Below are 23,598 nucleotides of genomic sequence, written 5' to 3' on the forward strand. Positions count from 1 at the left end.
AAGCGAGAAGCGAGAAGCGAGAAGCGAGAAGCGAGAAGCGAGAAGCGAGAAGCGAGAAGCGAGAAAATCTTGGAAGGTTGACGTTAAAGCGTCAACCTTTTTTCTGCATTTGAGATATAAGTCCTTAACATAAACCTCAGTATTATAGGCTTACTAAGCAGTTGAAGCGCTCACCTTTCGGAGCACGAAGTCCGGTCTCGCCCTACTTCGCCTCGATATGATCTATCATCAACTGCAGCGACTGATTACCACGAAACTCATTGATATCGAGCTTATAAGCTAAGCGAACCGTTTTAACTGATGCATCAGGCCAACGACGCAAGTCGACATTAAAGGCAATACCATCGATCAGAATGTTGGTCGGATGGCCTTTATGCAAAGGCTCGAGCATTAGTTTGAGGTGTTTTTCCCCCACCAGCTTTTGATGCAAAACTTTAAACTCTCCATCAAAAACAGGCTCGGGAAACGCCTGCCCCCAAGGACCACCTGAGCGCAACATTTCAGCAATATGCATTGAGAACTCCTCTGGCGCCAATTCGCCATCGGATAAAATCACACCTTTGAGCGCTGCATCATCTAAGTCCTGTTTTACCGCCTCATCGAATAACTGAGAGAAACGTGCAAAGTTTTTTTCCTCGATGGTTAAACCTGCCGCCATTGCATGGCCACCAAACTTAATGATCATTCCAGGATTCTGGGTATCAATGCGATCCAATACATCTCTCATGTGCAAACCGGGAATTGAGCGACAAGATCCCTTTATCGTCCCCTCACCTCCATCAGCAAACGCGATGACCGGACGGTGAAACTTTTCTTTGATACGTGAGGCCAGAATACCGATCACGCCCTGATGCCAGTCTCTTTGAAACAACACCAAACCATGTGGCATATCAGTTTCACCGAATTGCAGACGCTCACAGAAAGCCATCGCTTCCTGTTTCATGCCTTCTTCGATCTCTTTTCGTGTCTGATTCAGACCATCCAGTTCACTCGCCATACGACGAGCAGCATGAATATTGTTACTCAACAGCAACTCAACGCCAAACGACATGTCATCCAAACGTCCAGCCGCATTGATGCGCGGCCCTAGGGCGAAGCCGAAGTCAGACGCAACCAGCCGACGAGCATCACGCTTGGCTACCTCGATTAAGGCTTGAATACCTGGTCGCGCTTTACCTGCACGAATCCGCTGCAAACCTTGATGAACTAAGATTCGGTTATTTTCATCCAGTGGCACCACATCGGCAACCGTGCCTAATGCCACTAAATCAATCAGTTCCATCAGCTTCGGTTCAGCCATTCCTTGTTGGGTAAACCAACCATTTTTGCGCATATGTACACACAGCGCCATCATCAAGTAGAAGGCAACACCAACGCCCGCCAAAGCTTTAGAGGGAAAAGCGCACTCCTGCAAATTAGGATTGACCATTGCGTCAACCTCAGGCAACTGATGACCCGGAAGATGGTGATCAGTGACGAGAACCTGTAGACCTTGTTGCTTCGCATAGCGAACACCTTCAATCGATGATACGCCGTTATCGACCGTCATGATGACCTCTGCACCAAGCTCAATCGCTTGGTCGACCACTTCAGGGCTGAGGCCGTAGCCATCTTCAAACCGGTTTGGTACCAAGTAATCAACATTGCTTGAGCCAAGCATACGCAACGCCAGTACAGATAACGCGGAACTGGTAGCGCCATCGGCATCAAAATCACCAACAACAATGATGCGTTTGTTGGCTTGCAATGCGTTAAACAGCAACTCAACCGCTTTATCTATCCCATGTAACTTTTGATACGAATGTAATCCGCGGGCGGTGGTTTCCAACTGTTCGATGCTACGGATACCACGGGATATGTATATGCGCTTCAGTAAAGGAGCGATGGAGTCAGGAAGTAAACTTAAATCAGCTTCAGGTCTGCGTTGAATTTCTATCATAATAAATATTAGAGCCTCTAATTAGAGGCTCTTTTCAAATCATTGAGTTTGTTGAAGACGTTGGAGTAACTGTGCAGGAGGAAGATACCCTCCGACCATTTCACCATTTGGAAGGAAAATCGCTGGTGTACCGCTAATACCTAACTCACGTCCCAGTGCAAAGTGCTGCTTGATGATTTGCTGGTATTTCGCATAGTCCTCGCCTTGCTCAGGAAACTCACGATTCACTTTTCCGTTATGCATCGCTGACTGAGGATCTTTTGCGCCCCAGATTGCCGCCATTTGATCAGCAACAGAACCCGTCGCACCTTGGCGAGGGTATGCCATGTAGCGAACAGTAATACCAAGTTCGTTGTAACCCTTCATCTGGTTGTGCAGGCGAACACAGTAACCGCAAGTAATATCAGTAAATACGGTTACAACATACTTCTCGTTATCCGCCTTGAACTCAATCATACTGTCTTTGAATGCTTCAATCTTCGCCGCATTTAGGGGCGCCTGACGCTTAGCAAGAACATCTTCATATTGACCTTCTGCATCCAGCTTATACAAGGTACCCGCTAAAAAGTAATCACCCGATGGCGTTGCAAATAAAACACCACCACTGGTTTGAACTTCAACCAAACCTTCAACTTCAGCAGGAACCACATCTTTGACTTCAAGACCAAGCTTGGCAAAACGCTGCTCAAGCTGTTCCTTGTCAAACTTAACTTCAGCGGCAGAAACGGTCTGAGTAGCCAAAATAAATGGTAATGTCAGTAACGTCATTCGGCGTAATACGCTCATTCAATTCACCTTAAATCAATCATGTTATAACCAAGAGACACTATGCTCTTGGGTGGTGTTCACTATGCAGCTGCTTCAATCGCTCCGTCGCTACATGAGTATAAATTTGTGTTGTCGACAAGTCACTATGCCCCAATAGCATCTGCACGACACGCAGATCAGCTCCATAGTTGAGCAAATGTGTCGCAAAAGCATGTCGTAAAACATGGGGAGAAAGCTGCTCAGTATCAATCCCGGCTAACACAGCATAGTGTTTGATTCGATGCCAAAATGTCTGGCGCGTCATTTGACGAGCTCGCTTACTCGGGAAAACGACATCCGAAGTTGTTTCTCCAAGTAATTCAGACCTACCTTGCTGCAAAAAAGTTTCAATCCACTCGATAGCATTTTCACCCAGCGGAACTAAACGTTCCTTGCCACCTTTACCTGTGATTCTTACCACCCCTTGTCGCAGACTGATGTTTTCCATTGTCAGACTGACGAGTTCAGTGACACGCAATCCAGTAGCGTACAATAACTCAAGCATCGCTTTGTCACGTAACTCCATTGCATCATTGGGATCTGGCGCATTGAGAAGTGCTTCAACTTGTTCTTCACTTAAGTCTTTGGGTAGTCGTTTTGGCAGTTTGGGACTGATGAGTAGTGCACTGGGATCATCACCGCGAATTTTTTCTCTGTGTAGATACTGAAAAAGACGACGAATCGCTGATAGCATTCTTGCTCGCGAGGTTTGTTTATAGCCTGAGTCAGCAAGCCAAGACTGATAGTCTTGAAGTCCAGAGAGGCTGATAAAATCGAGACGATAGTTGTTTGCTGCCATCCACTTCAATAGTTTTACCAGATCATTACGGTATGAATCTAAAGTGTTTTCTGACAACCCTCTCTCCATCCACATTGAATCTAAAAACTGCTCAACTATTCCTTGATCAGGTGACATTTGTTCAGACACAGCAAACCTCTTTATTTCGTTATGCGCTCAAATGTAAGTTCCTAAGAGTAATAAAGCTATAAAAATTCATCCTACCGACGGATATTCGCTGCAAAGCTCGCCATTTTGTGTTTAGAATTCACCATCAATTCTCCAATACAGAAAAGAATACTATGAAAATCGGTCTATTTTACGGCTCAACCACTTGTTATACCGAAATGGCAGCAGAGAAGATCCGTGCCATTATTGGTGAAGACCTTATTGATATTCACAATGTTAAACAAGCGCCTCTGTCTTTAATGGCTGACTATGATTTTCTGATTTTGGGGATTTCAACATGGGATTTTGGCGAGATCCAAGAAGACTGGAACGAACTTTGGGATCAAATAGAGAGCCTGCCACTGACAGGAAAAACCGTTGCTCTGTTTGGTCTGGGCGATCAAGAAGGTTACGGCGAATGGTATTTAGATGCCATGGGCTTTCTGCACGATGAAGTGAAAAAAGCGGGGGCTAACGTCGTTGGATATTGGCCAAACGATGAAAACTATCAGTTTGAAGCTTCGAAAGCTCTCACTGAAGACAAAAGCCATTTTGTCGGCCTTGCACTAGATGAAGACTCACAATATGAGTTAAGTGATGAACGTATCGCTACTTGGGTTGAGCAAATTCTGGTTGAATATCAAGAGACGCTGTAGCGTCGAGCGTCGAGCGTCGAGCGTCGAGCGTCGAGCGTCGAGCGTCGAGCGTCGAGCGTCGAGCGTCGAGCGTCGAGAAAAGCTTGAAGGGTTGGCACACTGCGTCAACCCTTTTCTTTTAAGTAAAATAAACAACAATGTCCGTAAACGGAGGTTCACGCTCAATAACCGCCTCTCGAAAGGCGAAGCCCGCTCTAAATTCTCGCAGGACGAAGTCCGTTCTCGACTCTCTAAGCGCTGCGCTCTAGCTATCTATAGAGCGCAGTCCGTTCCTAAACCTAGCCCAATCAAACACTAGCCCAGGGTCTGTCTTACGCAGTGGCGCTATATACTGATGTCCTGTGATGCGCGGAAGTGTGATTAAAGGATACTCGTGCTGAATCTGCTGAGTTAGTTCAGTCAATGCTTGATATTGCGCATCGGTGTAGGCGACAAAGTCACTGCCTTCTAGCTCAATGCCTATCGAATAATCGTTACACTTTTCACGCCCAGCAAAGCTCGACTTTCCCGCATGCCAAGCTCTAGCTGTAAATGGAACAAACTGTACGACCTCACCATCACGACGAATTAAGCAGTGCGCCGAAACCCCCATTTGATGGATGACCTTAAAGAATGGGTGCTGCTCAGGATCCAACTTGCCAGTAAAAAACTGCTCAATATAAGGACCACCGAACTGCCCAGGCGGGAGGCTGATGTTATGTACCACCAGCAAAGAGATGTCTTGTGGCTCGCTTCTTTGATCGAAGAATGGAGATTCAACTCGTCGCGCTTTACTGTACCAACCCTGCTCATCAATCATTTTGCTGCTCGTCATATTATCAGTCCTCACGATTTTATCTGTTTGACCATGAAATGCGAGATTAATGGCTGAATTTCACTCTCAGTCAGCGTATCATGCCCACCTCTTGTCCAACTGCGTATTAGATTTGCGATGAAAAACACACACAATAGCCAAGAACGTCTCGAATATTTGAAACAACAACTTCCCCTAGAGATCTCCCGAGCAGTCGCGGATACCATCAAAGAAGATCTTGGTGGCACACTTGACCCTGCTGCTGATATTACCGCAAGTCTAATTCCCGCAGATGCCCACAACGAAGCAACCATTATCACCCGCGAACACGGTGTCTTCTGTGGCAAAGCTTGGGCTGATGAAGTGTTTAAGCAGCTAGGTGGCGAAGTCACCATCGAATGGAATGTCGAAGATGGTGACAAAGTAGAGCCAAATCAGGTTCTTTGTACTCTTTCAGGTCCTTCTCGCGCGCTACTTACAGGTGAACGTAACGCGATGAATTTCATCCAAACACTTTCTGGCTGTGCAACTACCACCGCTCAATATGCTGAAAAGCTGGAAGGTACTGGCTGTCGTTTACTTGATACCCGCAAAACCATTCCAGGTCTACGCAGCGCACTAAAATATGCGGTAGCTTGTGGTGGTGGCTTCAACCACCGCATCGGAGTTTTCGACGCCTACTTGATTAAAGAGAACCACATCATCGCTAATGGTGGTATCACGCAAACAATCAAAACGGCTAAAGAGCTAAATCCAGGTAAACCTGTCGAGGTTGAAACAGAAAGTCTTGCTGAGCTACAAGAAGCGATTGAAGCAGGTGCAGACATCATTATGTTGGATAATTTCACAACCGATATGATGCGCGAAGCCGTGAAAATTAATGCAGGTCGTGCCGCACTAGAAAACTCCGGTAACGTCACTTTAGAGACTCTACGTGAGTACGCGGAAACGGGTGTGGATTACATCTCTGTTGGAGCATTAACTAAACATATCAAGGCGATGGATCTTTCCATGCGCTTTAAATAAAAACATCAGCACTAACTGATCACAATAGAGGCCTTCAAGCCTCTATTTTTTCCCACAACGTCAAATCCTTCTGACACTTATGTGCAAAAAAGGATTATTTTGCTCTCTTCTTGTCCAGAACAACTCACTGCTACATACCTTATCCATTCTCTCCCTCGTATTCTTTTGCCACACCCCAAAAAAACTAGAGATGAGAAAGATGGCAACGAAGCAAAAGAATAAAGGCTTTACCTTAATCGAATTGATGGTCGTTGTTGCGATTGTGGCGGTACTTGCAACATTAGCGATCCCCAGTTATCAAAACTACGTAACCCGCGCTCATGCCAGTGAAATGCTCAATGCATCCATGACCATCAAGACTGCGGTTTCCATTTGTCTCATCCGAGGGGAGCCCAATTGCACCTCTGGTAATGGCGACGTTCCTTTAGCACAAGATCTTGGCGACTTTTCAGTCGCGTCAATTACCGACGCAACAAGCGGGCGACAGAGAGTGCGAGCGTCAATCAATCCCTCAAAAACAAAAGGTAGGTTAAAAAATGGTGATATGGTGGACTTAATCCCTGAAGTGTCTTCTGGGGGAGTGATATGGAGTGTTGTATGCACATCGATTGATGGTACTGCGGATAACTGGTGCCCTAAAAACTAATGCTAACCACATTGCCTTCAATATTAAGACAAGCAAGTATTCTTAATCACCAACAAGAATCCTTACTACTTAATCACATCAAAGCTTCTGGTCAGTCGGCACCCGAAGCTTTGATATCATTGAAGTTATTGAGCTCTGGTCAGCTAACTAAAGTGCTCTCCCAGCTTTTCGAGCAGCCAGAAACCAACCTCGAACAATTTGAATATGCGAAGTTGTGTAACACGTTAGGCTTAAGGGAACTCATCACACGATTTTCTGCGTTACCAATTGAGCAAATTGGACAAGTTCTAACGGTCGCCGTCACCGATATTACACATAGTGAAATTGAAGAGGAGTTTCGTTTTGCTACCGGATTTCAAATAGATCTCGTCTTAGCCGACTTCCAACAACTTCAAGGCGCTATACGGCGCGTTTATGGAAAAGCAGATGTCACTCTGCACGCTAATTTTGGACGAGACATTAATGAGCAGGAACTGGCTTCATTGGTTGACATTACTCAGGAGGAAATGGCATCGGTTGAAGATCTTAGCCAAGATGACGCGCCTGTAAGTCGCTATATCAATCAGATCCTTTTAGATGCGGTCAGGAAAACCGCTTCAGATATTCATTTCGAGCCCTATGAACAATCATATCGTGTCCGTATGCGTTGTGATGGACTACTGGTAGAAAGTCAGCAGCCACCTCATCATTTAAGCCGACGACTCACCACCCGACTCAAAATACTTGCCAAGCTCGATATTGCGGAGCGACGGCTTCCGCAAGATGGCAGGATAAAACTGAAGCTAAGCCAACATGCAGCAATAGATATCCGAGTGTCTAGCTTACCGACATTATGGGGAGAAAAAATTGTGGTTCGTCTGCTAGATAGTCGTTCTACGACCCTCGACCTTGATTCACTGGGATATACGCCTCATCAAAAGCAGATCTATCTTCAAGCCCTCAACAAACCTCAAGGACTCATTGTGGTTACAGGACCGACAGGAAGCGGGAAAAGTGCCTCCCTGTATACTGGCTTAAAAATTCTCAATACCCCCCAGATTAATATCTCCACAGCAGAAGACCCGGTAGAGATCAACCTAACGGGTATTAACCAAGTTCAGATTCAACCGCATATCGGTCTCGACTTTTCTAAGACTCTTAGAGCATTTCTGCGCCAAGACCCAGATATTATTATGGTGGGTGAAATACGAGATCGTGAGACAGCAGAAATTGCCGTTAAGGCCGCTCAAACGGGCCATCTGGTATTAACCACGCTTCATACCAATTCCGCTTCCGAAGCCGTTTCTCGATTAAAAAATATGGGGATTGAATCTTATAATCTTTCTTCATCGCTGAGTCTGGTGATTGCACAACGCCTCGCTCGCCGTCTATGCCCTCACTGCAAACAACGCCTCAATCCGTCAGCGTCTATAAGAAAACAGTTTGAACTACCAGACGACACCACTCTCTACCAAGCTCACGAGCAGGGATGCAGTGAATGCAACAACGGTTATTCCGGCAGAGTAGGACTCTATGAGTTGATGGCATTCAACGAGGCTTTACTTAATGCGGTCGGTGCTGAGAGAAGCAGTCAAGAAATTGAAAACCTTGCCAGAGAACAAGGCATGATGACTCTGAAACAAGCAGGTGTGGAAAAGTTGCTCTGCGGAATCACAAGCTACCAAGAACTTCAACGTGTGCTCTATTTATAACGTGGAGAAATGATGACGCTTAAACACCGACCTCAAATAAAAGCCTTTATCTGGAAAGGCATCAACCACTCTGGGTCAAGAGTTACGGGGCGTAGTTTTGCCTATAGTGACTTCGAGGTAAGACGTGAACTCAAGCTGAATCATATAAACGAGATTCAAATAACCGTACGTCCATTATCCATGGTCGAACGCTTCACTCAGCAAGTAAAAGCGAAAGATATTACGATTGTGACCCGTCAAATCGCGACTATGCTCTCCACTGGCATGCCGATTATCTCAGTCCTTAAATTGGTCGCGACGAACCAGAACAAAGGAGAAATGAAATCGATACTCATGAAACTTTCCGCAACAATTGAAGTCGGCGTTCCTCTGTCTCAGGCACTGGGGATGACCAGCGTTCATTTTGATCCTATGTATCGCGATTTAGTGGTAACTGGAGAGCAGACCGGCAAACTCACTGACGTATTTGAGCGATTGGCCAGCCATAGAGAAAAATCCGATCAACTCAAATCCAATGTGGTTAAAGCATTAATATACCCAAGCATGGTAGTGCTAACCGCGCTAATCGTCTGTTACTTAATGCTGACACTGGTTATCCCTCAGTTTGAATCTATATATGCTGGCTTCGGAGCCGACCTTCCTTGGTTAACTAAGCAGGTACTGCACATATCTTCGCTCAGCCAAGATTATCTCTGGGTGATCTTGCTACTCTTCTTTCTGATCTGTCTGACTTTCAAGTCTGTTAATAAGCGCTCTACGCGCTTCACCTTACTATGGAATCAATGGCTACTCGCTGCACCTATCCTTGGCAAAGTACTAGGACAAGCCGCCATCGCTAGATTTAGCCGCACAATGGCGACAAGCTTTAGCGCTGGCCTACCTATTCTTTTATGTTTGGAAACGGCGGCGCGAACAGCGGGAAATCTCTACTATCAAAAAGCACTGGAGCGTGTCACGACAAACACTGCATCGGGTATGCCGATGTATGTCGCGATGAGACAGTGTGAAGCATTTCCAGAGATGGTTTTACAAATGGTCATGATTGGTGAAGAAGCAGGAAAATTGGATGATATGCTCAACAAAATAGCGGATATATACGAGGCAAGCGTAGAAAGTAGTATTGACACCCTTGGCAAAACGCTAGAGCCACTTATCATTATTTTCCTTGGCTCGACAGTCGGAGGGCTAGTTGTGGCAATGTACCTACCAATCTTTAACTTAATGAATGTCTTAGGGTAGTATACTCAGGATATATGTGTGAAATTGGACAGTTGACTCCTATATGGACATTTTTGACTTCAATCCTTGGCTTTTCCCTACTTTGGCGACAGTGTTTGGTCTGATCATTGGCAGCTTTCTCAACGTGGTTATTCATCGCCTGCCGCTCATTATGGAACGGGAATGGCGTCATGAATGTGCTGAAAGCTTTCCTGAGTACAATATCGAGCCACCACAGGGGACTTACAATCTGAGCGTACCACGCTCGAGCTGCCCAAAGTGTCAAACGCCGATTCGTTTCGTTGATAATATTCCTATCATCAGCTGGCTGATACTCAAAGGTCAATGTCATCAATGTCATGCGAAAATTAGCGCACGTTATCCATTGGTAGAACTGATCAGTGCTGCGCTCTCATTCTTGGTTGCCTATCAACTTGGCTTCAGCTATTTCACGATTGCCCTAATTTTCTTCACCTTTGTTCTGATTGCAGCCACATTCATTGATCTCGATACCATGCTGCTTCCCGATCAACTCACCCTACCTTTGACTTGGGCCGGTATCCTACTCTCTCTGCTCCACATTAGCCCTGTATCACTGCAAGATTCAATTATAGGCGCGATAGCTGGTTACCTATCTTTATGGTCTGTTTATTGGTTATTCAAATTGATAACTGGCAAAGAAGGCATGGGGTATGGTGACTTCAAACTTCTTGCGGCGCTGGGGGCTTGGCTGGGATGGCAATATCTGCCAATGGTTATACTGCTATCTTCTGGCGTAGGACTCATTTTTGGTTTAATCCAACTCCGACTGAAGCAACAAGGTATCGACAAAGCATTTCCATTTGGCCCGTACCTAGCTATCGCAGGCTGGATTTGTATGATGTGGGGAAATGACATTTTGGATTGGTATCTGAGCAATTTTCTAGGAATTTAATATGACACTCGTCATCGGACTCACTGGCGGCATCGCGAGTGGAAAAACAACCGTCGCAAATATTTTCCACCACGAATTTGGAATTGAAATTGTTGATGCAGATATCGTCGCTCGTCAGGTCGTAGAGCCAGGTAGTGATGGATTACAGCAGATTGCGCAACATTTTGGATCTGAAGTTATTCAATCAGATGGTGCGTTAAATCGTGCTAAGCTGAGAGAAATTATCTTTGCCGATCCCACTCACAAGGAGTGGCTTAACAACCTACTCCATCCAATGATCAGACATAAGATGCTAAACGATCTTGAAAATGTCCGCTCTGAATACGCACTGCTTGTCATTCCATTGATGGTAGAAAACAACCTGCAAACCTTAGCTGATAAGGTGATTGTGGTGGATGTCGACCCAGAAACTCAAATTCAGCGTACGGTTAAACGTGATCACGTAGGCAGCGAGCAAGCCAAAGCAATTCTCGCCTCTCAAGCGACACGCGAGCAGCGACTCGCTATCGCCGATTACGTGATTAAAAATAATACAAAAAACCAAAAACTTTTGTATCAAATCACAGAATTACATAAAAAGTTTCTAGAAATATGTAGGGTAAATCTGTGAGAATAAAGGATGAATAATCCAGAGCTGCCGATTAATGACAACGCATTATTTTGAACATCCACTGAACGAGAAAACCCGTATATATTTGAGGGTTGAGGCTTTACTCAACCAACTAAATATTGCCGCTCAGTTCAGCGATAATATGCAGCATCTGATCTTCTACCGTTCACTGTTTGACTTACTGGAAATCTTTGAACAGATTCAGTTGAAAAGTGAGTTGGCTAAAGACATCGAAAAGCAGCGCCTCGCTTACCGTTCTTGGTTAAATGTCGAAGGCGTCGATCAAGAGATGCTGCGAGAGGTTCTGAACGAAGTTGATAGCGTTCACAGTGAACTGATGGCCGCCGAGCGTTTTGGACAAAGTCTCAAAGAAGATCGCTTTCTTAGCGCCATACGCCAAAGGTTTAATCTTCCTGGCGGCTCATGCTGCTTTGATCTTCCGGCTCTCCATCATTGGTTACACCTACCACTTGAGCAGAAAAAAACTGATGCTCATCAGTGGTTGAGTACCCTTCAACCCCTAGTAAAAGCACTGAATCAGTGGCTAAAACTAACCCGAGAAGCTGGCCATTTTAGAACCATACATGCCAACTCTGGTTTCTACCAAAGTGACGCTGACGAAGCCAATATCTTACGCCTTGAAATACCGATGCATTTCGGCGTCTATCCTATGATTTCTGGCCATAAGAACCGTTTTGCGATTAAATTTATTGAATTCAAAACAGGCCAAGCTTCCATCGCGAACGTTGAATTTCAACTTGCCGTTTGTTGCTAAACACAATCACTAGTTAACGCGTTATACTACTTCAATACTATTTTTGGGTATTTAGAGAATCATCATGTCAAAAATTACTACCGTACCCTGCCCTCAATGTGGCACCGACGTTATTTGGGGAGAGCAAAGCCCTTACCGTCCATTTTGCAGTAAACAGTGCCAAATGATTGATTTTGGCGAGTGGGCTGACGAAGAAAATACGATTCCCGGCGCACCGGATATGTCAGATGCTGACGGTTGGTCGGAAGACCAATATTAAGTAGCGAATAGCGAGTAGCGAGTAGCGAGTAGCGAGTAGCGAGTAGCGAGTAGCGAGTAGCGAGTAGCGAAAATACTAAACATTGAAGAGCTGATGTGAAAACATCGGCTTTTTTCTTGCCTATCTTTCTATATTTTATAGCGATATGCGCAGGAGAATTTTACGAGAGCAAGAAGGAGGAACGGAGTTTACGCCAGTAAATGAGTACCGACGCCGACGCTATCGTGAAATGCCACCAGCATAGTGCCTAAAATAAAAAAACGGAGCCATATGGGCTCCGTTTAATATGAGAACGCTAGTTATAGCATTACTTCTTAGCAAGTTTCTCTTTGATACGAGCTGACTTACCAGAACGCTCACGTAGGTAGTACAGTTTGGCACGACGTACTGCACCGCGGCGTTTAACTTCAATGCTATCAACCATTGGAGAGTGTGTTTGGAACGTACGCTCTACACCTTCACCGTTAGAAATCTTACGTACTGTGAATGCAGAGTGTAGACCACGGTTACGGATTGCGATTACAACGCCTTCGAAAGCCTGTAGACGCTCACGCTCACCTTCTTTTACCTTAACTTGAACAACAACTGTGTCACCAGGTGCGTAGTTAGGTAGGTCTTTTTTCATTTGCTCTTCTTCAAGAGCTTTGATGATGTTACTCATTTTCAATATTCCTAGAATAAACTGATACTAAATTTAATAGGTTACTAAGTTCGAGATTCAGAAATGAATTCGGCTAGTAATTGTTCCTGTTCGTCAGTCAGAGCTAGGTTTTCCAGGAGCTCTGGTCTTCTTAACCAAGTGCGGCCTAACGACTGTTTTAGTCGCCAGCGACGAATATCCCTATGGTTTCCAGATTTGAGTACCGCTGGCACTTCTTTACCATCTAGAACCTCAGGCCGCGTATAGTGAGGGCAATCTAACAAACCATTTGCGAAAGAGTCTTCTTCCGCTGACGCAAAATCTCCAAGCACACCCGGAACAAACCGAGAGACTGAATCAATTAGCGTCATGGCTGGTATTTCACCACCCGTCATCACAAAATCACCAATCGACCATTCTTCGTCGACTTCAGATTGAATGACACGCTCATCTACCCCTTCGTAGCGGCCACAAATCAGAAGCAAGTTCTCGTTTGTTGCCAGCTCTTCGACACCTTTTTGGTCAAGTTTTCGACCTTGAGGTGACAGGTAGATTACCTTCGTCTTACCTGGTGATGCCTGTTTGGCTGCGTGGATAGCATCGCGCAAAGGCTGAACCATCATAAGCATGCCAGGACCACCACCATAAGGTCTGTCATCGACAGTGCGATGTTTGTCGTGCGTGAAATCACGAGGATTCCATGTCTCAATCGACAAAAGACCTTTTTTAACCGCTTGACCTGTTACTCCGTAATCAGTAACGCTGCGGAACATCTCAGGAAATAGGCTAATTACGCCAACCCACATTGTTCAATCGCTCCGTTACTTGGAGTTAGAATCCAGGATCCCAGTCAACTTCGATCCGTTGAGCTTCGCGATCAATATGTTTGATCACTTGCTCTTCAAGGAACGGAATTAGTCGTTCCTTTTGCCCAAAAGCATCTTTTAGATTTGCTTTAATCACCAAAACATCGTTGGAGCCAGTTTCTAGCATGTCAGAGACAATGCCTAGATCGTAACCTTTATCGGTTACTACTTGCATACCAATCAAATCACGCCAATAGAACTCGTCTGATGGCAATTCTGGTAATACAGCAGGGTCAATAGAGATTTCAAAGTTAGTCATCAGTTGCGCGTCTTCACGTACATCAAGACCTTCCAGCTTTACCACCAAACCTTTGTTATGGCGCTTCCAGCTTTCTACTTTGTACTCGACCCACTTTTCACCTTGCTTGATAAACCAAGGAGTGTAATCAAATATGCTTTCGGTATTGTCTGTGTAGGAAAAAACCTTGAGCCAACCACGAATGCCGTAAGTAGCACCAAACTTGCCTACAACAATCTTTTCGTCACTCATTGTTTCTTTACCTTTCATCGACATAAGCTAATTTCTACTTCTAAAAAGAATTAAGCCGCTTTTTGAGCGTCTTTAACTAGCTTAGCTACGCGGTCAGATAGAGATGCGCCTTGACCAACCCAGTGGTTAACGCGATCTAGGTCTAGACGTAGACCTTCTTCTTGACCTTGAGCTGTTGGGTTGAAGAAACCAACTTTCTCGATGAAACGGCCAGTTGCTGCATTGCGGCTGTCCGCTACTACGATTTGATAAAATGGACGCTTTTTAGCGCCGTGACGTGCCAAACGAATGGTTACCATGTCGTCCTCTTTGCTTTCTCAAAAATAAAATTAACCCCAGAAACCATTTATCTCTAAATAGTTTGGGGCTCGTGCCAAAATAAAGCTCCGGAATTTTACTCTTATTCCGGAGCAATGCAAGGTCTTTAGCTACTTTTTCACCAACATAAAACGAGTTCTAAGTTTGTGACACAGCTAACACCTTGAAATATTGTTGCTGACTAAGTTTAGCGACCAAATGGGTTGAAGCCACCGCCCCCCATTCCGCCCATGCCACCCATCATGCCTTGCATGTTACGCATCATGCCCTTCATGCCACCTTTTTGCATTTTCTTCATCATCTTCTGCATCTGGGTGAACTGTTTCAGCAAGCGGTTAACGTCTTGTACCTGAGTACCTGAACCCGCTGCGATGCGCTTTTTACGTGAGCCTTTAATCAATTCTGGGCGTTGACGCTCTTTCATCGTCATAGAGTTGATGATCGCTTCCATCTGTTTGAACATCTTGTCATCAACTTTATCTTTGATGTTGTCTGGTAAGTTGCTCATACCTGGCAACTTATCCATCATTCCCATCATACCGCCCATGTTTTGCATTTGACCTAACTGTTCACGGAAGTCTTCGAGATCAAAACCTTTTTTCTCTTTAAACTTCTTAGCGAGCTTTTCGGCCTTTTCTGTATCTACGTTGCGCTGCAGGTCTTCAATCAAAGACAGTACATCGCCCATACCCAAAATACGAGAAGCAACACGATCAGGATGGAACGGTTCTAGTGCATCGTTTTTTTCACCGACACCTAAGAATTTGATTGGCTTACCTGTAATATGACGAACAGAGAGGGCCGCACCGCCACGCGCATCACCATCAACTTTTGTCAGGATGACACCCGTCAGAGGCAATGCATCACCAAATGCTTTGGCCGTATTCGCCGCGTCTTGACCCGTCATGGCATCAACAACGAATAGGGTTTCTACAGGATTAATCGCAGAGTGGAGGTCTTTAATCTCCGCCATCATTAGCTCATCTACTGCCAATCGACCCGCAGTATCGACAACAAGAACGTCGTAGAACTTTTTCTTTGCGTGATCAATTGCAGCATTGGCAATATCAATCGGCTTCTGGTCAGCAGAAGATGGGAAGAAATCAACACCAACATCAGCAGCAAGGGTTTCTAGCTGCTTAATTGCCGCTGGACGGTATACGTCGGCAGAAACAACCAAGACTTTCTTCTTGTCTCTTTCTGTCAGTAGCTTAGAAAGTTTACCTACCGATGTGGTTTTACCCGCACCCTGCAAACCTGCCATTAAGATAACAGCAGGTGGTTGAGCCGCTAAGTTTAGCGCTTCATTTGACTCACCCATGACACCTTCAAGTTCATTTTGAACAATCTTAATGAACTCTTGGCCAGGAGTGAGCGATTTCGACACTTCTACACCAACGGCTGCTTCTTTAACGCGTTTAATAAAATCACGTACAACAGGCAATGCAACGTCCGCTTCAAGAAGTGCCATTCGCACTTCGCGCAACGTATCTTTAATATTATCTTCGGTCAGGCGACCTTTACCGCTGATATTTTTCAGCGTTTTGGATAAGCGATCCGTTAAATTATCAAACATCTTAGTCTCTTTACCTAGACGGTTTGCAAGGAGCTTCGCCCTTTAAAATGGCGACAAATTACTATGAGTATACCTTAGCCAACCCATGCTTGACACTGCCTAGATGAGTTTTGACCTCTCAAGTCACGCAAATGAACGAGATAAGTCATAGCTCAAGCCGTTGATGCAGGGTATAATTTGTTAAAAATCCACCAGCTTATAGAGAATAATGGACAACCTAATCGCCGTTGTTGCTGCAATACTCTATCTATTAGCGATTGCAACTATAGTCCCGGGCCTTGTTCACCAAACAGGCATCCGTGTCAAAACTGTCTTTGTCAGTGCATTTGTTGCGTTGGCATTTCATGCTTGGCTGCTTAGCGATCTCATTTTAGGTAGTTCGGGGCAGAATCTTAGTATTCTAAATGTCGCCTCACTAATCAGTTTTATCGTGTCGCTGGTGATGAGCGGAGCGATGCTCAAAACTCGCCTGTGGTTTTTATTGCCAGTCGTCTACAGCTTTGCTGCGATTAATCTTATTGCCGCCGCTTATCTACCAAGCACCTTCATTACTCATCTTGAACAAGATCCAAAGCTGCTGATACATATCTCGTTCGCTTTGTTCTCCTATTCAACCTTGACCATTGGTGCACTGTACGCTCTGCAATTAGCTTGGCTTGATCATAAATTAAAAGCGAAGAAAGCGTTGGCGATTAATCCAAATCTGCCACCTTTACTTATGGTGGAGAGACAGCTCTTTAATATCATTTTGATCGGAAACCTGTTACTCACCGGAACACTTCTAACCGGTTTTGTCTTCGTGCAGGATATGTTCGCACAAGGTAAAGCACACAAGGGCATTCTTTCCTTCATTGCTTGGATTGTTTACTCAGTGCTTCTATGGGGCCACTATCGTAAAGGTTGGCGTGGTCGTAAAGTTACATGGTTTGCCGTCGCTGGCGCAACCTTACTGACCCTTGCCTATTTTGGCAGTCGCTTTGTTCGCGAGATAATCTTGAACTAGTTGATTAAGAAAGGTGCATCTGATGCACCTTTCTTTTACAATGTTCAGTTCTTTTTTTGAAATTGACTTCACTGACAAATTAGGTCATAAATTAACCAAACATAACAAGGAAAAGATAAGCTTTGGACGACATATCAACGGGTATCTTATTTGCGCTACTCGCGTGTCTTATTGTTATTTCAGGATATTTTTCAGGTTCAGAGACAGGGATGATGTCTCTAAACCGCTACCGACTCAAACACCTTGCCAACCATGGTCATAAAGGTGCTAAACGCGTAGAAAAACTGCTTGATCGCCCTGATCGACTGATTGGTTTAATCTTAATCGGCAATAACCTAGTAAATATTCTTGCCTCAGCGATTGCCACTATTCTCGGTATGCGTTTATTTGGGGATTTAGGCGTCGCTATTGCGACCGGTGCCCTCACCCTCGTCATACTCGTCTTCGCAGAAGTGACCCCAAAAACCCTTGCTGCTCTGTATCCTGAAAAGGTTTCTTACGCTAGTAGTATCTTGCTCACGATTCTAATGAAGGTGCTGTCACCTCTTGTTTTACTGGTCAATTTTATCACCAATGGTTTTATCCGCTTACTTGGCATAAAGGCAAACCACGGTGCCGAAGACCCGCTGAGCTCTGAAGAATTAAGAACCGTTGTAAATGAAGCCGGCAGTTTAATCCCTCGCCGCCACCAAGACATGCTGATATCGATTCTCGACCTCGAGCATGTCACCGTTAACGACATTATGGTGCCTCGCAATGAGATTACCGGTATTGATATCAACGATGACTGGAAATCTATCGTACGTCAGTTAACCCACTCTCCGCATGGTCGAGTTGTTCTATATCGCGATAAGATAGATGAAGTGGTGGGTATGTTACGTTTACGTGAGTCTTACCGCCTGATGTTGGAAAAAAATGAGTCGACGAAAGAGACACTTTTGCGTGCGGCGGATGAAGTCTACTTTATTCCAGAAAGTACGCCTCTCAATGTCCAATTACTCAAGTTCCAACGCAATAAAGAGCGCATCGGTTTAATTGTCGACGAATATGGCGATATTATCGGCTTGATTACCTTAGAAGATATTCTTGAAGAGATCGTAGGGGAATTTACCACCTCTATTGCACCAAGTCTGTCCGATGAGATCAGCCCACAAGGTGATGGTAGCTTCCTGATTGAGGGCAGCGCCAATATCCGAGATATCAATAAAGGACTTAAGTGGTCTCTACCGACTGATGGACCTAGAACCTTGAACGGCCTAATCCTTGAGCATTTAGAAGATATCCCAGAAAGTCACCTCAGCGTGCAAGTATCTGGACACCCGATGGAGATCGTCGAGTTGGAAGAGAACCGCATCAAGCAGGTAAAAGTCTTTCCAAAACTGAAGTCGAAATAAATCGATTTCATTGAACCACATTCAAGATCAAAAAAGCCTTGGACTGACCAAGGCTTTTTAATACTCAGAGGAAAACGTTAGTCTTCAGTAACACTGAATAAGTTTTCCATATTCAGACCTTGCTTGATAAGAATTTCTCTTAATCGACGTAGGCCTTCTACCTGAATTTGGCGCACTCGCTCGCGAGTTAGATTGATCTCACGTCCTACTTCTTCGAGCGTTGAAGGCTCATAGCCAAGTAGGCCAAAGCGACGGGCTAACACTTCTTTCTGCTTAGGGTTAAGTTCGTCTAACCAATGAATCAGAGAATCTCTAATATCGTCATCCTGCGTGGAGACCTCTGGATCTGAGTTATTGACATCCGGAATGATATCCAGCAAGGCTTTTTCGCCATCCCCACCGATCGGTGTATCAACCGAGCTTATACGCTCATTCAAACGCAGCATCTTACTGACATCATCAACTGGCTTATCGAGTTGTGTTGCAATCTCTTCAGCGGTTGGTTCATGATCGAGTTTCTGTGATAGTTCACGCGCTGTGCGCAGATAGATGTTTAGCTCTTTGACAACATGGATAGGTAAACGGATAGTGCGAGTTTGATTCATCAAAGCACGTTCAATGGTTTGGCGGATCCACCAAGTCGCATAAGTAGAGAATCTAAATCCACGTTCTGGATCAAATTTCTCAACCGCTCGGATCAAACCAAGATTGCCCTCTTCGATAAGATCTAATAGAGCAAGGCCACGATTGCTGTAACGTCGGGAAATTTTTACAACTAGACGCAGATTACTTTCTATCATGCGTTTACGTGCAGCCTCATCGCCACGAAGAGCGCGCCTCGCGTATAGAACTTCTTCTTCTGCTGTGAGTAGTGGAGAAAAGCCAATTTCGCCTAAGTAAAGCTGTGTCGCATCCAAGCTTTTGCTTGATGCATCAAACTCTTCTTTGACGTCCTCAGTTAAATCTAATTTGGTGGATTCGGTAGTTTGAAACGTATCCATCGTTTCGTCACTAACTTCGAATGGTTCGACTTTCGTTGCTGCATTGCTGATACTCATAGCGCCTCCCCCTGGCGAGCTAGCAAGACATTACTACGTCTAATGTCGCTATTTTACTCTAAACAGTAAATTTTATGGTAAGTAGCGTTTTGGATTGACTGACTTACCTTGATAGCGAATTTCAAAGTGCAAACGAACACTACTGGCTCCGGAGCTGCCCATTGTTGCAATCTTTTGGCCTGCTTTTACACTCTGTCCTTCGTGTACTAGCAACCGATCATTATGTGCATATGCACTGAGGTAATTGTCGTTATGTTTAATAATCACGAGATTACCGTAACCGCGTAGCGCATTGCCTGAATAAACGACGGTGCCACCTGCTGTTGATACGATAGATTGACCACGCTGTCCTGCGATATCAATACCTTTGTTCCCTTGATCTCCAGCAGAGAAGTTTTTGATTACTCTCCCTTTTGTTGGCCATAACCACTTGGAAATTTTGTTGTTGTTTGAAGTTGATTTACTGGCTGTGTTGGTCACTTTTTGTTTGTCGTTAGAACCAACATACTCCTTTGATTTCGATTGATCAACCTTCTTAGGAGGATCTTTTTTAACCTGTGTTTGATTGTTTTTTGTACTACTTGGAGTAACCTTTTGATTAGAGTTTTTACTCGATACCGTGCTCGTTTGTGGTTTCGACGGTACTGCTGCAACCGCGATTGCAGCTCCAGCACCTGTGCCACCATAGGCTGGAGCATTGTATGCAGGTTGCCATAGCTTAAGCTTCTGACCGGGGTAAATCGTGTAAGGCGCTTTTAATGAGTTGTAGCTAATTATCTCATTAACATCCTTATCAGTAACATAAGCAATGAAATATAGCGTGTCGCCTTTTTCTACCTGATAGTAACTACCTCGATAACTGCCACGAGAAACAGAGCCATAGTCTTTTTGAAGACCAGATACTGGTGCAGGCGAATGAGCAGCACATCCAAATAACATACTGCTTAATCCAAGAATGAGAAGTAAGACGATACAACGCTTCATTACTATGCAAGGTCACCCGCGACTAAAGGAACAAAACGCACCATCTCAATGATCTCTGAACTGAATTGATCATCTTGGCGAGTGATCTTTAACAGTTGCTGCTCTTCTGTTCCAACCGGGATAACCATAATACCTTTATTATTCAGTTGCTCTAGTAATGCAGAGGGCACCGATTCGGCTGCCGCTGTGACGATAATGGCATCAAACGGTCCCTTGGCTGGCCAGCCTTGCCAACCATCGCCATGCTTAGTCGATACATTATATATATCTAACTGTTTAAGGCGCCTTTTCGCTTCCCACTGCAATGCTTTAATACGTTCGATAGAGTAAACATGATCGACAAGCTGCGCTAACACCGCAGTCTGATAACCCGACCCCGTTCCTATCTCAAGAACACGACTGTCTCTGCTTAGCTCTAACATTTCTGTCATTTTAGCGACAATGTAGGGCTGTGAAATTGTCTGTCCCTGACCAATAGGCAACGCGTTATTATCATAGGCTTGGTGCATCATCGCTTGAGAGACAAATTGCTCTCTAGGAAGGCGATAAATAGCATCAAGTACCTTTTTATCTTGTATGCCACTCGCGACAAGAAAGTCGATTAATCTGTCAGCATGTGGATTGACCATTGTTACTTATCCTTTAACCAATTATCCATACTCGCAAGAGACTCATGGGCCGTAAGATCGACTTGAAGCGGAGTGATGGACACGTAACCGCGTTCAATGGCAAAAAAGTCGGTACCTTCACCCGCATCTTGTTCTTTGCCTGGAGGACCAAGCCAATAAATATCATGACCACGCGGATCTTTCTGCTTAATCATTGCTTCTGCGTGATGGCGCGCACCAAGTCGAGTCACCACAGTGCCTTTCAGCTGTTCAGGCTTCACATCAGGAACATTAACATTCAGTAAACGGTTCGTTGGGATCGGTGATCGAGCATGCTGAGCAACCATTTGACGCGCAATATTGGCGGCAGTTCCAAAATGATGTTTGCCAACTAAAGAGAAAGCAATGGCTTGAACACCAAGAAAATGACCTTCCATCGCTGCCGCAACCGTGCCTGAATAGAGCACATCATCACCGAGGTTCGCACCATGATTAATGCCCGTTAAAACAAGATCAGGCAGTTGATCTTTCATCAATTCGTTGAGAGCAAAATGAACACAATCCGTCGGCGTACCTTGCACAGAATAGACCTGTGGAGCTATTTGATTCACTCGCAAAGGCTGCTCTAACGTCAGAGAGTTGGAAGCTCCTGAACGGTTACGGTCAGGGGCAACAATCGTCACCTCTGCCATATCACGTAGCGCATCTGCCAGAGTATGAATGCCTTCTGCATGCACGCCATCATCGTTACTGATCAATATTCTCAGACGTCTATCGCTCATTGGTATTGGCGCTCCACTTCGATCTCTTCAATGAGTTCTCGAATAATCGCTGTCGCGAAACAACCAGCGTCCAGAGAGAAGGTTAGCGTTACATTATCTCCCTCGACTTCCCAACTCAGATCTTGAGGCATCAAGCCAATTTCACGACGATCATGGCGCATTCTATTGCCACGAATCAATGCCATCAGATCGGGTTCCGCATCTAAATGAGGTTGCTCAAGCGTTAAAGCCTGATTCTTGGTAGGCAGTTCATTGTCACCGGCCAAAGCCGCTGTAAGCTGGACATCCCCTTGCATCAACTGGCTATTGACTTGATCTAAGCTGTCAAGTTCAACGGTTTGTAATGCGTTATCTTGTAGGATCAAATCACCATCGACAGCTTGCGTGAATAGACCTTTTTCAATCCGCTCAGAAACAATGCGGTTAAAAATCCATGAACGAGCCGCAGAAAGGTACAGACTGCGTTTGTTTTGGTTGCGCGTGCGAACATTTTCACGTCCCCAGCGTCTTGCCTCGCTAAGGTTGTTGCCTTGATTACCAAAACGCTGACTACCAAAATAATTTGGCACACCGGCTTTACTCACCGCTTCTAGGCGCTGTAAAACATCAGCGACATCGGTGACTTCCGAGAGAGTGATAACAAATTGGTTCCCAACCAGATCGCCTGGACGTAACTTCTTGTTATGTCTATCTGTCGCCAATATCTCTATGTTCGGATATTGAGCAAGGAACGAAGAGAAGTCAGGCGTATCACCTTTAGGTAGATGAATGCTCAACCACTGCTCTGTAACAGCATGGCGATCTTTTAGACCAGCCCAACTGACATCCTTAGATTTTACACCACATACCTTTGCCAACTCGTTAGCGACAAAGCTGGTGTTTTCCCCACTTTTACGGATGCGCACCATTAAATGCTCACCACTGCCAGTAAACTCAAAACCAAGATCTTCATTAACTTGGAAATGTTCTGGTTTGGCTTTTAGCTTACCTTTAGACGTTGGCTTACCATTTAAGTACGCCAATGAAGATAGAATATCAGACATAGTATTTTCCATACTGAACGAAGGATTGCTGTCGCATCCCCACGTTCAATAAGCTTTGTTATTCTTTAACAAGCAACACAACTGCTTCCGTTGCGATGCCTTCTTTTCGCCCAGTAAAACCAAGGCGTTCTGTGGTTGTTGCCTTGACATTAATATTAGTCAAATCGGTCTCAAGGTCTTGGGCTATAACTTGACACATAGCGTCGATATAAGGCGCCATTTTAGGGGCTTGGGCAATAATCGTAATATCCACATTACCTAAAATATAGCCTTGTTGACGTACTCTCCGGTACACATCACGCAGCAAATCTCGACTGTTGGCGCCTTTCCATTTGTCATCCGTATCTGGAAAGTGTCGACCAATGTCTCCAGCAGCAATCGCACCAAGCAATGCATCACATAAAGCATGTAAAGCCACATCACCATCGGAATGAGCAATCAACCCTTGTTCATAGGGGACCTCGACACCGCCAATAACAACGGGACCTTCTCCACCAAATTTATGTACATCAAAGCCGTGGCCAATTCGAATCATG

At 44.9% G+C, this 23,598-nt stretch carries 26 protein-coding genes; 11 read left to right on the plus strand and 15 right to left on the minus strand.

Annotation, left to right across the window (positions count from 1 at the left end):
* Nucleotides 1-202: 202 nt before the first annotated feature.
* Genes recJ through xerD form a run of 3 tightly spaced genes read right to left on the minus strand, consistent with a single transcriptional unit; the run spans nucleotide 203 to nucleotide 3,662 of the window.
* Nucleotides 203-1,939, minus strand: coding sequence for a single-stranded-DNA-specific exonuclease RecJ (gene recJ, locus ACQEXR_RS10290; protein WP_331416911.1), 1,737 nt, complete (start codon nucleotides 1,937-1,939; stop codon nucleotides 203-205).
* Nucleotides 1,940-1,978: 39 nt separating this feature from the next.
* Entirely contained in the window at nucleotides 1,979-2,725 is a 747-nt protein-coding gene (locus ACQEXR_RS10295; protein WP_426952960.1) for a thioredoxin fold domain-containing protein, read from the minus strand.
* 40 nt (nucleotides 2,726-2,765) lie between these two features.
* Nucleotides 2,766-3,662: a site-specific tyrosine recombinase XerD gene (gene xerD, locus ACQEXR_RS10300; RefSeq protein ID WP_269377546.1), complete on the minus strand. Its 897-nt coding sequence runs from the start codon at nucleotides 3,660-3,662 to the stop codon at nucleotides 2,766-2,768.
* A gap of 164 nt (nucleotides 3,663-3,826) precedes the next feature.
* On the opposite strand from xerD, the gene fldB reads away from it, so the two are divergent.
* Complete coding sequence (fldB, locus tag ACQEXR_RS10305; protein ID WP_331416915.1) at nucleotides 3,827-4,348, plus strand: flavodoxin FldB; 522 nt, start codon at nucleotides 3,827-3,829, stop codon at nucleotides 4,346-4,348.
* 244 nt (nucleotides 4,349-4,592) lie between these two features.
* On the opposite strand, the gene ampD is transcribed toward fldB, so the two are convergent.
* Nucleotides 4,593-5,147, minus strand: a complete 555-nt coding sequence (ampD, locus tag ACQEXR_RS10310; RefSeq protein WP_331416951.1) for a 1,6-anhydro-N-acetylmuramyl-L-alanine amidase AmpD — start codon at nucleotides 5,145-5,147, stop codon at nucleotides 4,593-4,595.
* A 132-nt stretch (nucleotides 5,148-5,279) separates the two neighbouring features.
* Between ampD and nadC the strand changes: the two genes are divergently transcribed.
* From nadC to yacG, 8 genes are all read left to right on the plus strand, one after another.
* Nucleotides 5,280-6,167, plus strand: coding sequence for a carboxylating nicotinate-nucleotide diphosphorylase (gene nadC, locus ACQEXR_RS10315; RefSeq protein WP_138971383.1), 888 nt, complete (start codon nucleotides 5,280-5,282; stop codon nucleotides 6,165-6,167).
* 199 nt (nucleotides 6,168-6,366) lie between these two features.
* Nucleotides 6,367-6,813 (plus strand): pilin, encoded by a 447-nt coding sequence (locus ACQEXR_RS10320; RefSeq protein WP_138971384.1) that lies wholly within the window; start codon nucleotides 6,367-6,369, stop codon nucleotides 6,811-6,813.
* On the plus strand, nucleotides 6,813-8,504 hold the full coding sequence (gene pilB / locus ACQEXR_RS10325; RefSeq protein ID WP_331416918.1) for a type IV-A pilus assembly ATPase PilB: 1,692 nt from the start codon (nucleotides 6,813-6,815) through the stop codon (nucleotides 8,502-8,504). The genes ACQEXR_RS10320 and pilB overlap by 1 nt, the downstream gene beginning before the upstream one ends.
* A 9-nt stretch (nucleotides 8,505-8,513) precedes the next feature.
* Nucleotides 8,514-9,743, plus strand: coding sequence for a type II secretion system F family protein (locus ACQEXR_RS10330; RefSeq protein ID WP_331427991.1), 1,230 nt, complete (start codon nucleotides 8,514-8,516; stop codon nucleotides 9,741-9,743).
* A gap of 43 nt (nucleotides 9,744-9,786) precedes the next feature.
* Nucleotides 9,787-10,656: an A24 family peptidase gene (locus ACQEXR_RS10335; protein ID WP_331427992.1), complete on the plus strand. Its 870-nt coding sequence runs from the start codon at nucleotides 9,787-9,789 to the stop codon at nucleotides 10,654-10,656.
* A 1-nt stretch (nucleotide 10,657) separates the two neighbouring features.
* The gene (gene coaE / locus ACQEXR_RS10340) at nucleotides 10,658-11,266 is read left to right on the plus strand and encodes a dephospho-CoA kinase (RefSeq protein WP_427020290.1); all 609 of its coding nucleotides are present in this window, start codon (nucleotides 10,658-10,660) and stop codon (nucleotides 11,264-11,266) included.
* A gap of 34 nt (nucleotides 11,267-11,300) precedes the next feature.
* Nucleotides 11,301-12,041 carry a cell division protein ZapD gene (gene zapD / locus ACQEXR_RS10345; RefSeq protein WP_331427994.1) on the plus strand — a complete coding sequence of 247 codons (741 nt, stop codon included), beginning with the start codon at nucleotides 11,301-11,303 and terminating at the stop codon, nucleotides 12,039-12,041.
* Nucleotides 12,042-12,105: 64 nt separating this feature from the next.
* Nucleotides 12,106-12,300, plus strand: coding sequence for a DNA gyrase inhibitor YacG (gene yacG, locus ACQEXR_RS10350; protein WP_269377476.1), 195 nt, complete (start codon nucleotides 12,106-12,108; stop codon nucleotides 12,298-12,300).
* A gap of 307 nt (nucleotides 12,301-12,607) precedes the next feature.
* Here yacG and rplS read toward each other — a convergent pair whose 3' ends face one another.
* From rplS to ffh, 5 genes are all read right to left on the minus strand, one after another.
* Nucleotides 12,608-12,961, minus strand: a complete 354-nt coding sequence (gene rplS, locus ACQEXR_RS10355) for a 50S ribosomal protein L19 (protein ID WP_138971390.1) — start codon at nucleotides 12,959-12,961, stop codon at nucleotides 12,608-12,610.
* A 44-nt stretch (nucleotides 12,962-13,005) separates the two neighbouring features.
* Nucleotides 13,006-13,746 (minus strand): tRNA (guanosine(37)-N1)-methyltransferase TrmD, encoded by a 741-nt coding sequence (gene trmD / locus ACQEXR_RS10360; protein ID WP_138971391.1) that lies wholly within the window; start codon nucleotides 13,744-13,746, stop codon nucleotides 13,006-13,008.
* Nucleotides 13,747-13,771: 25 nt separating this feature from the next.
* Nucleotides 13,772-14,320: a ribosome maturation factor RimM gene (gene rimM, locus ACQEXR_RS10365; RefSeq protein WP_138971392.1), complete on the minus strand. Its 549-nt coding sequence runs from the start codon at nucleotides 14,318-14,320 to the stop codon at nucleotides 13,772-13,774.
* Between the two features lie 26 nt (nucleotides 14,321-14,346).
* A complete protein-coding gene (rpsP, locus tag ACQEXR_RS10370) occupies nucleotides 14,347-14,595 on the minus strand; it encodes a 30S ribosomal protein S16 (RefSeq protein WP_004410028.1) in 249 nt (82 codons plus the stop codon).
* A 206-nt stretch (nucleotides 14,596-14,801) separates the two neighbouring features.
* Nucleotides 14,802-16,190: a signal recognition particle protein gene (gene ffh, locus ACQEXR_RS10375; protein WP_427020291.1), complete on the minus strand. Its 1,389-nt coding sequence runs from the start codon at nucleotides 16,188-16,190 to the stop codon at nucleotides 14,802-14,804.
* A gap of 208 nt (nucleotides 16,191-16,398) precedes the next feature.
* On the opposite strand from ffh, the gene ACQEXR_RS10380 reads away from it, so the two are divergent.
* Together ACQEXR_RS10380 and ACQEXR_RS10385 are read left to right on the plus strand one after the other, a co-directional pair.
* Nucleotides 16,399-17,193, plus strand: a complete 795-nt coding sequence (locus tag ACQEXR_RS10380) for a cytochrome C assembly family protein (protein WP_138971394.1) — start codon at nucleotides 16,399-16,401, stop codon at nucleotides 17,191-17,193.
* 122 nt (nucleotides 17,194-17,315) lie between these two features.
* Nucleotides 17,316-18,587 carry an HlyC/CorC family transporter gene (locus ACQEXR_RS10385; protein WP_138971395.1) on the plus strand — a complete coding sequence of 424 codons (1,272 nt, stop codon included), beginning with the start codon at nucleotides 17,316-17,318 and terminating at the stop codon, nucleotides 18,585-18,587.
* Nucleotides 18,588-18,664: 77 nt separating this feature from the next.
* Here the strand turns inward: ACQEXR_RS10385 and rpoS are convergent, their stop codons facing one another.
* From rpoS to ispF, 6 genes are all read right to left on the minus strand, one after another.
* Nucleotides 18,665-19,645, minus strand: a complete 981-nt coding sequence (gene rpoS / locus ACQEXR_RS10390) for an RNA polymerase sigma factor RpoS (RefSeq protein WP_331416929.1) — start codon at nucleotides 19,643-19,645, stop codon at nucleotides 18,665-18,667.
* A 72-nt stretch (nucleotides 19,646-19,717) separates the two neighbouring features.
* Nucleotides 19,718-20,629 carry a murein hydrolase activator NlpD gene (nlpD, locus tag ACQEXR_RS10395; protein WP_269377484.1) on the minus strand — a complete coding sequence of 304 codons (912 nt, stop codon included), beginning with the start codon at nucleotides 20,627-20,629 and terminating at the stop codon, nucleotides 19,718-19,720.
* Nucleotides 20,630-20,631: 2 nt separating this feature from the next.
* Nucleotides 20,632-21,258 (minus strand): protein-L-isoaspartate(D-aspartate) O-methyltransferase, encoded by a 627-nt coding sequence (locus ACQEXR_RS10400; protein ID WP_138971397.1) that lies wholly within the window; start codon nucleotides 21,256-21,258, stop codon nucleotides 20,632-20,634.
* Between the two features lie 2 nt (nucleotides 21,259-21,260).
* Nucleotides 21,261-22,019: a 5'/3'-nucleotidase SurE gene (gene surE, locus ACQEXR_RS10405; RefSeq protein ID WP_331416932.1), complete on the minus strand. Its 759-nt coding sequence runs from the start codon at nucleotides 22,017-22,019 to the stop codon at nucleotides 21,261-21,263.
* Nucleotides 22,016-23,062 carry a tRNA pseudouridine(13) synthase TruD gene (gene truD, locus ACQEXR_RS10410; protein WP_427020292.1) on the minus strand — a complete coding sequence of 349 codons (1,047 nt, stop codon included), beginning with the start codon at nucleotides 23,060-23,062 and terminating at the stop codon, nucleotides 22,016-22,018. The genes surE and truD overlap by 4 nt, the downstream gene beginning before the upstream one ends.
* A gap of 58 nt (nucleotides 23,063-23,120) precedes the next feature.
* Nucleotides 23,121-23,597 carry a 2-C-methyl-D-erythritol 2,4-cyclodiphosphate synthase gene (gene ispF, locus ACQEXR_RS10415; RefSeq protein ID WP_331416935.1) on the minus strand — a complete coding sequence of 159 codons (477 nt, stop codon included), beginning with the start codon at nucleotides 23,595-23,597 and terminating at the stop codon, nucleotides 23,121-23,123.
* Nucleotide 23,598: the final 1 nt, after the last annotated feature.

Origin of the sequence: Vibrio sp. TRT 2004 (genome assembly GCF_050113735.1) — a bacterium.
Lineage (GTDB): Bacteria > Pseudomonadota > Gammaproteobacteria > Enterobacterales > Vibrionaceae > Vibrio.

Coding starts and splice junctions, on each gene's coding strand:
- ampD (WP_331416951.1), bottom strand. CDS start 5,147: ATGATTGATGAGCAGGGTTGGTACAGTAAAGCGCGACGAGTTGAATCT.
- ACQEXR_RS10295 (WP_426952960.1), bottom strand. CDS start 2,725: ATGAGCGTATTACGCCGAATGACGTTACTGACATTACCATTTATTTTG.
- rplS (WP_138971390.1), bottom strand. CDS start 12,961: ATGAGTAACATCATCAAAGCTCTTGAAGAAGAGCAAATGAAAAAAGAC.
- recJ (WP_331416911.1), bottom strand. CDS start 1,939: ATGATAGAAATTCAACGCAGACCTGAAGCTGATTTAAGTTTACTTCCT.
- pilB (WP_331416918.1), top strand. CDS start 6,813: ATGCTAACCACATTGCCTTCAATATTAAGACAAGCAAGTATTCTTAAT.
- ACQEXR_RS10330 (WP_331427991.1), top strand. CDS start 8,514: ATGATGACGCTTAAACACCGACCTCAAATAAAAGCCTTTATCTGGAAA.
- nadC (WP_138971383.1), top strand. CDS start 5,280: ATGAAAAACACACACAATAGCCAAGAACGTCTCGAATATTTGAAACAA.
- ACQEXR_RS10320 (WP_138971384.1), top strand. CDS start 6,367: ATGGCAACGAAGCAAAAGAATAAAGGCTTTACCTTAATCGAATTGATG.
- rimM (WP_138971392.1), bottom strand. CDS start 14,320: ATGTCGATGAAAGGTAAAGAAACAATGAGTGACGAAAAGATTGTTGTA.
- truD (WP_427020292.1), bottom strand. CDS start 23,062: ATGTCTGATATTCTATCTTCATTGGCGTACTTAAATGGTAAGCCAACG.
- ffh (WP_427020291.1), bottom strand. CDS start 16,190: ATGTTTGATAATTTAACGGATCGCTTATCCAAAACGCTGAAAAATATC.
- rpoS (WP_331416929.1), bottom strand. CDS start 19,645: ATGAGTATCAGCAATGCAGCAACGAAAGTCGAACCATTCGAAGTTAGT.
- yacG (WP_269377476.1), top strand. CDS start 12,106: ATGTCAAAAATTACTACCGTACCCTGCCCTCAATGTGGCACCGACGTT.
- ACQEXR_RS10400 (WP_138971397.1), bottom strand. CDS start 21,258: ATGGTCAATCCACATGCTGACAGATTAATCGACTTTCTTGTCGCGAGT.
- fldB (WP_331416915.1), top strand. CDS start 3,827: ATGAAAATCGGTCTATTTTACGGCTCAACCACTTGTTATACCGAAATG.
- trmD (WP_138971391.1), bottom strand. CDS start 13,746: ATGTGGGTTGGCGTAATTAGCCTATTTCCTGAGATGTTCCGCAGCGTT.
- ACQEXR_RS10335 (WP_331427992.1), top strand. CDS start 9,787: ATGGACATTTTTGACTTCAATCCTTGGCTTTTCCCTACTTTGGCGACA.
- surE (WP_331416932.1), bottom strand. CDS start 22,019: ATGAGCGATAGACGTCTGAGAATATTGATCAGTAACGATGATGGCGTG.
- xerD (WP_269377546.1), bottom strand. CDS start 3,662: ATGTCACCTGATCAAGGAATAGTTGAGCAGTTTTTAGATTCAATGTGG.
- nlpD (WP_269377484.1), bottom strand. CDS start 20,629: ATGAAGCGTTGTATCGTCTTACTTCTCATTCTTGGATTAAGCAGTATG.
- zapD (WP_331427994.1), top strand. CDS start 11,301: ATGACAACGCATTATTTTGAACATCCACTGAACGAGAAAACCCGTATA.
- ACQEXR_RS10380 (WP_138971394.1), top strand. CDS start 16,399: ATGGACAACCTAATCGCCGTTGTTGCTGCAATACTCTATCTATTAGCG.
- ispF (WP_331416935.1), bottom strand. CDS start 23,597: ATGATTCGAATTGGCCACGGCTTTGATGTACATAAATTTGGTGGAGAA.
- rpsP (WP_004410028.1), bottom strand. CDS start 14,595: ATGGTAACCATTCGTTTGGCACGTCACGGCGCTAAAAAGCGTCCATTT.
- coaE (WP_427020290.1), top strand. CDS start 10,658: ATGACACTCGTCATCGGACTCACTGGCGGCATCGCGAGTGGAAAAACA.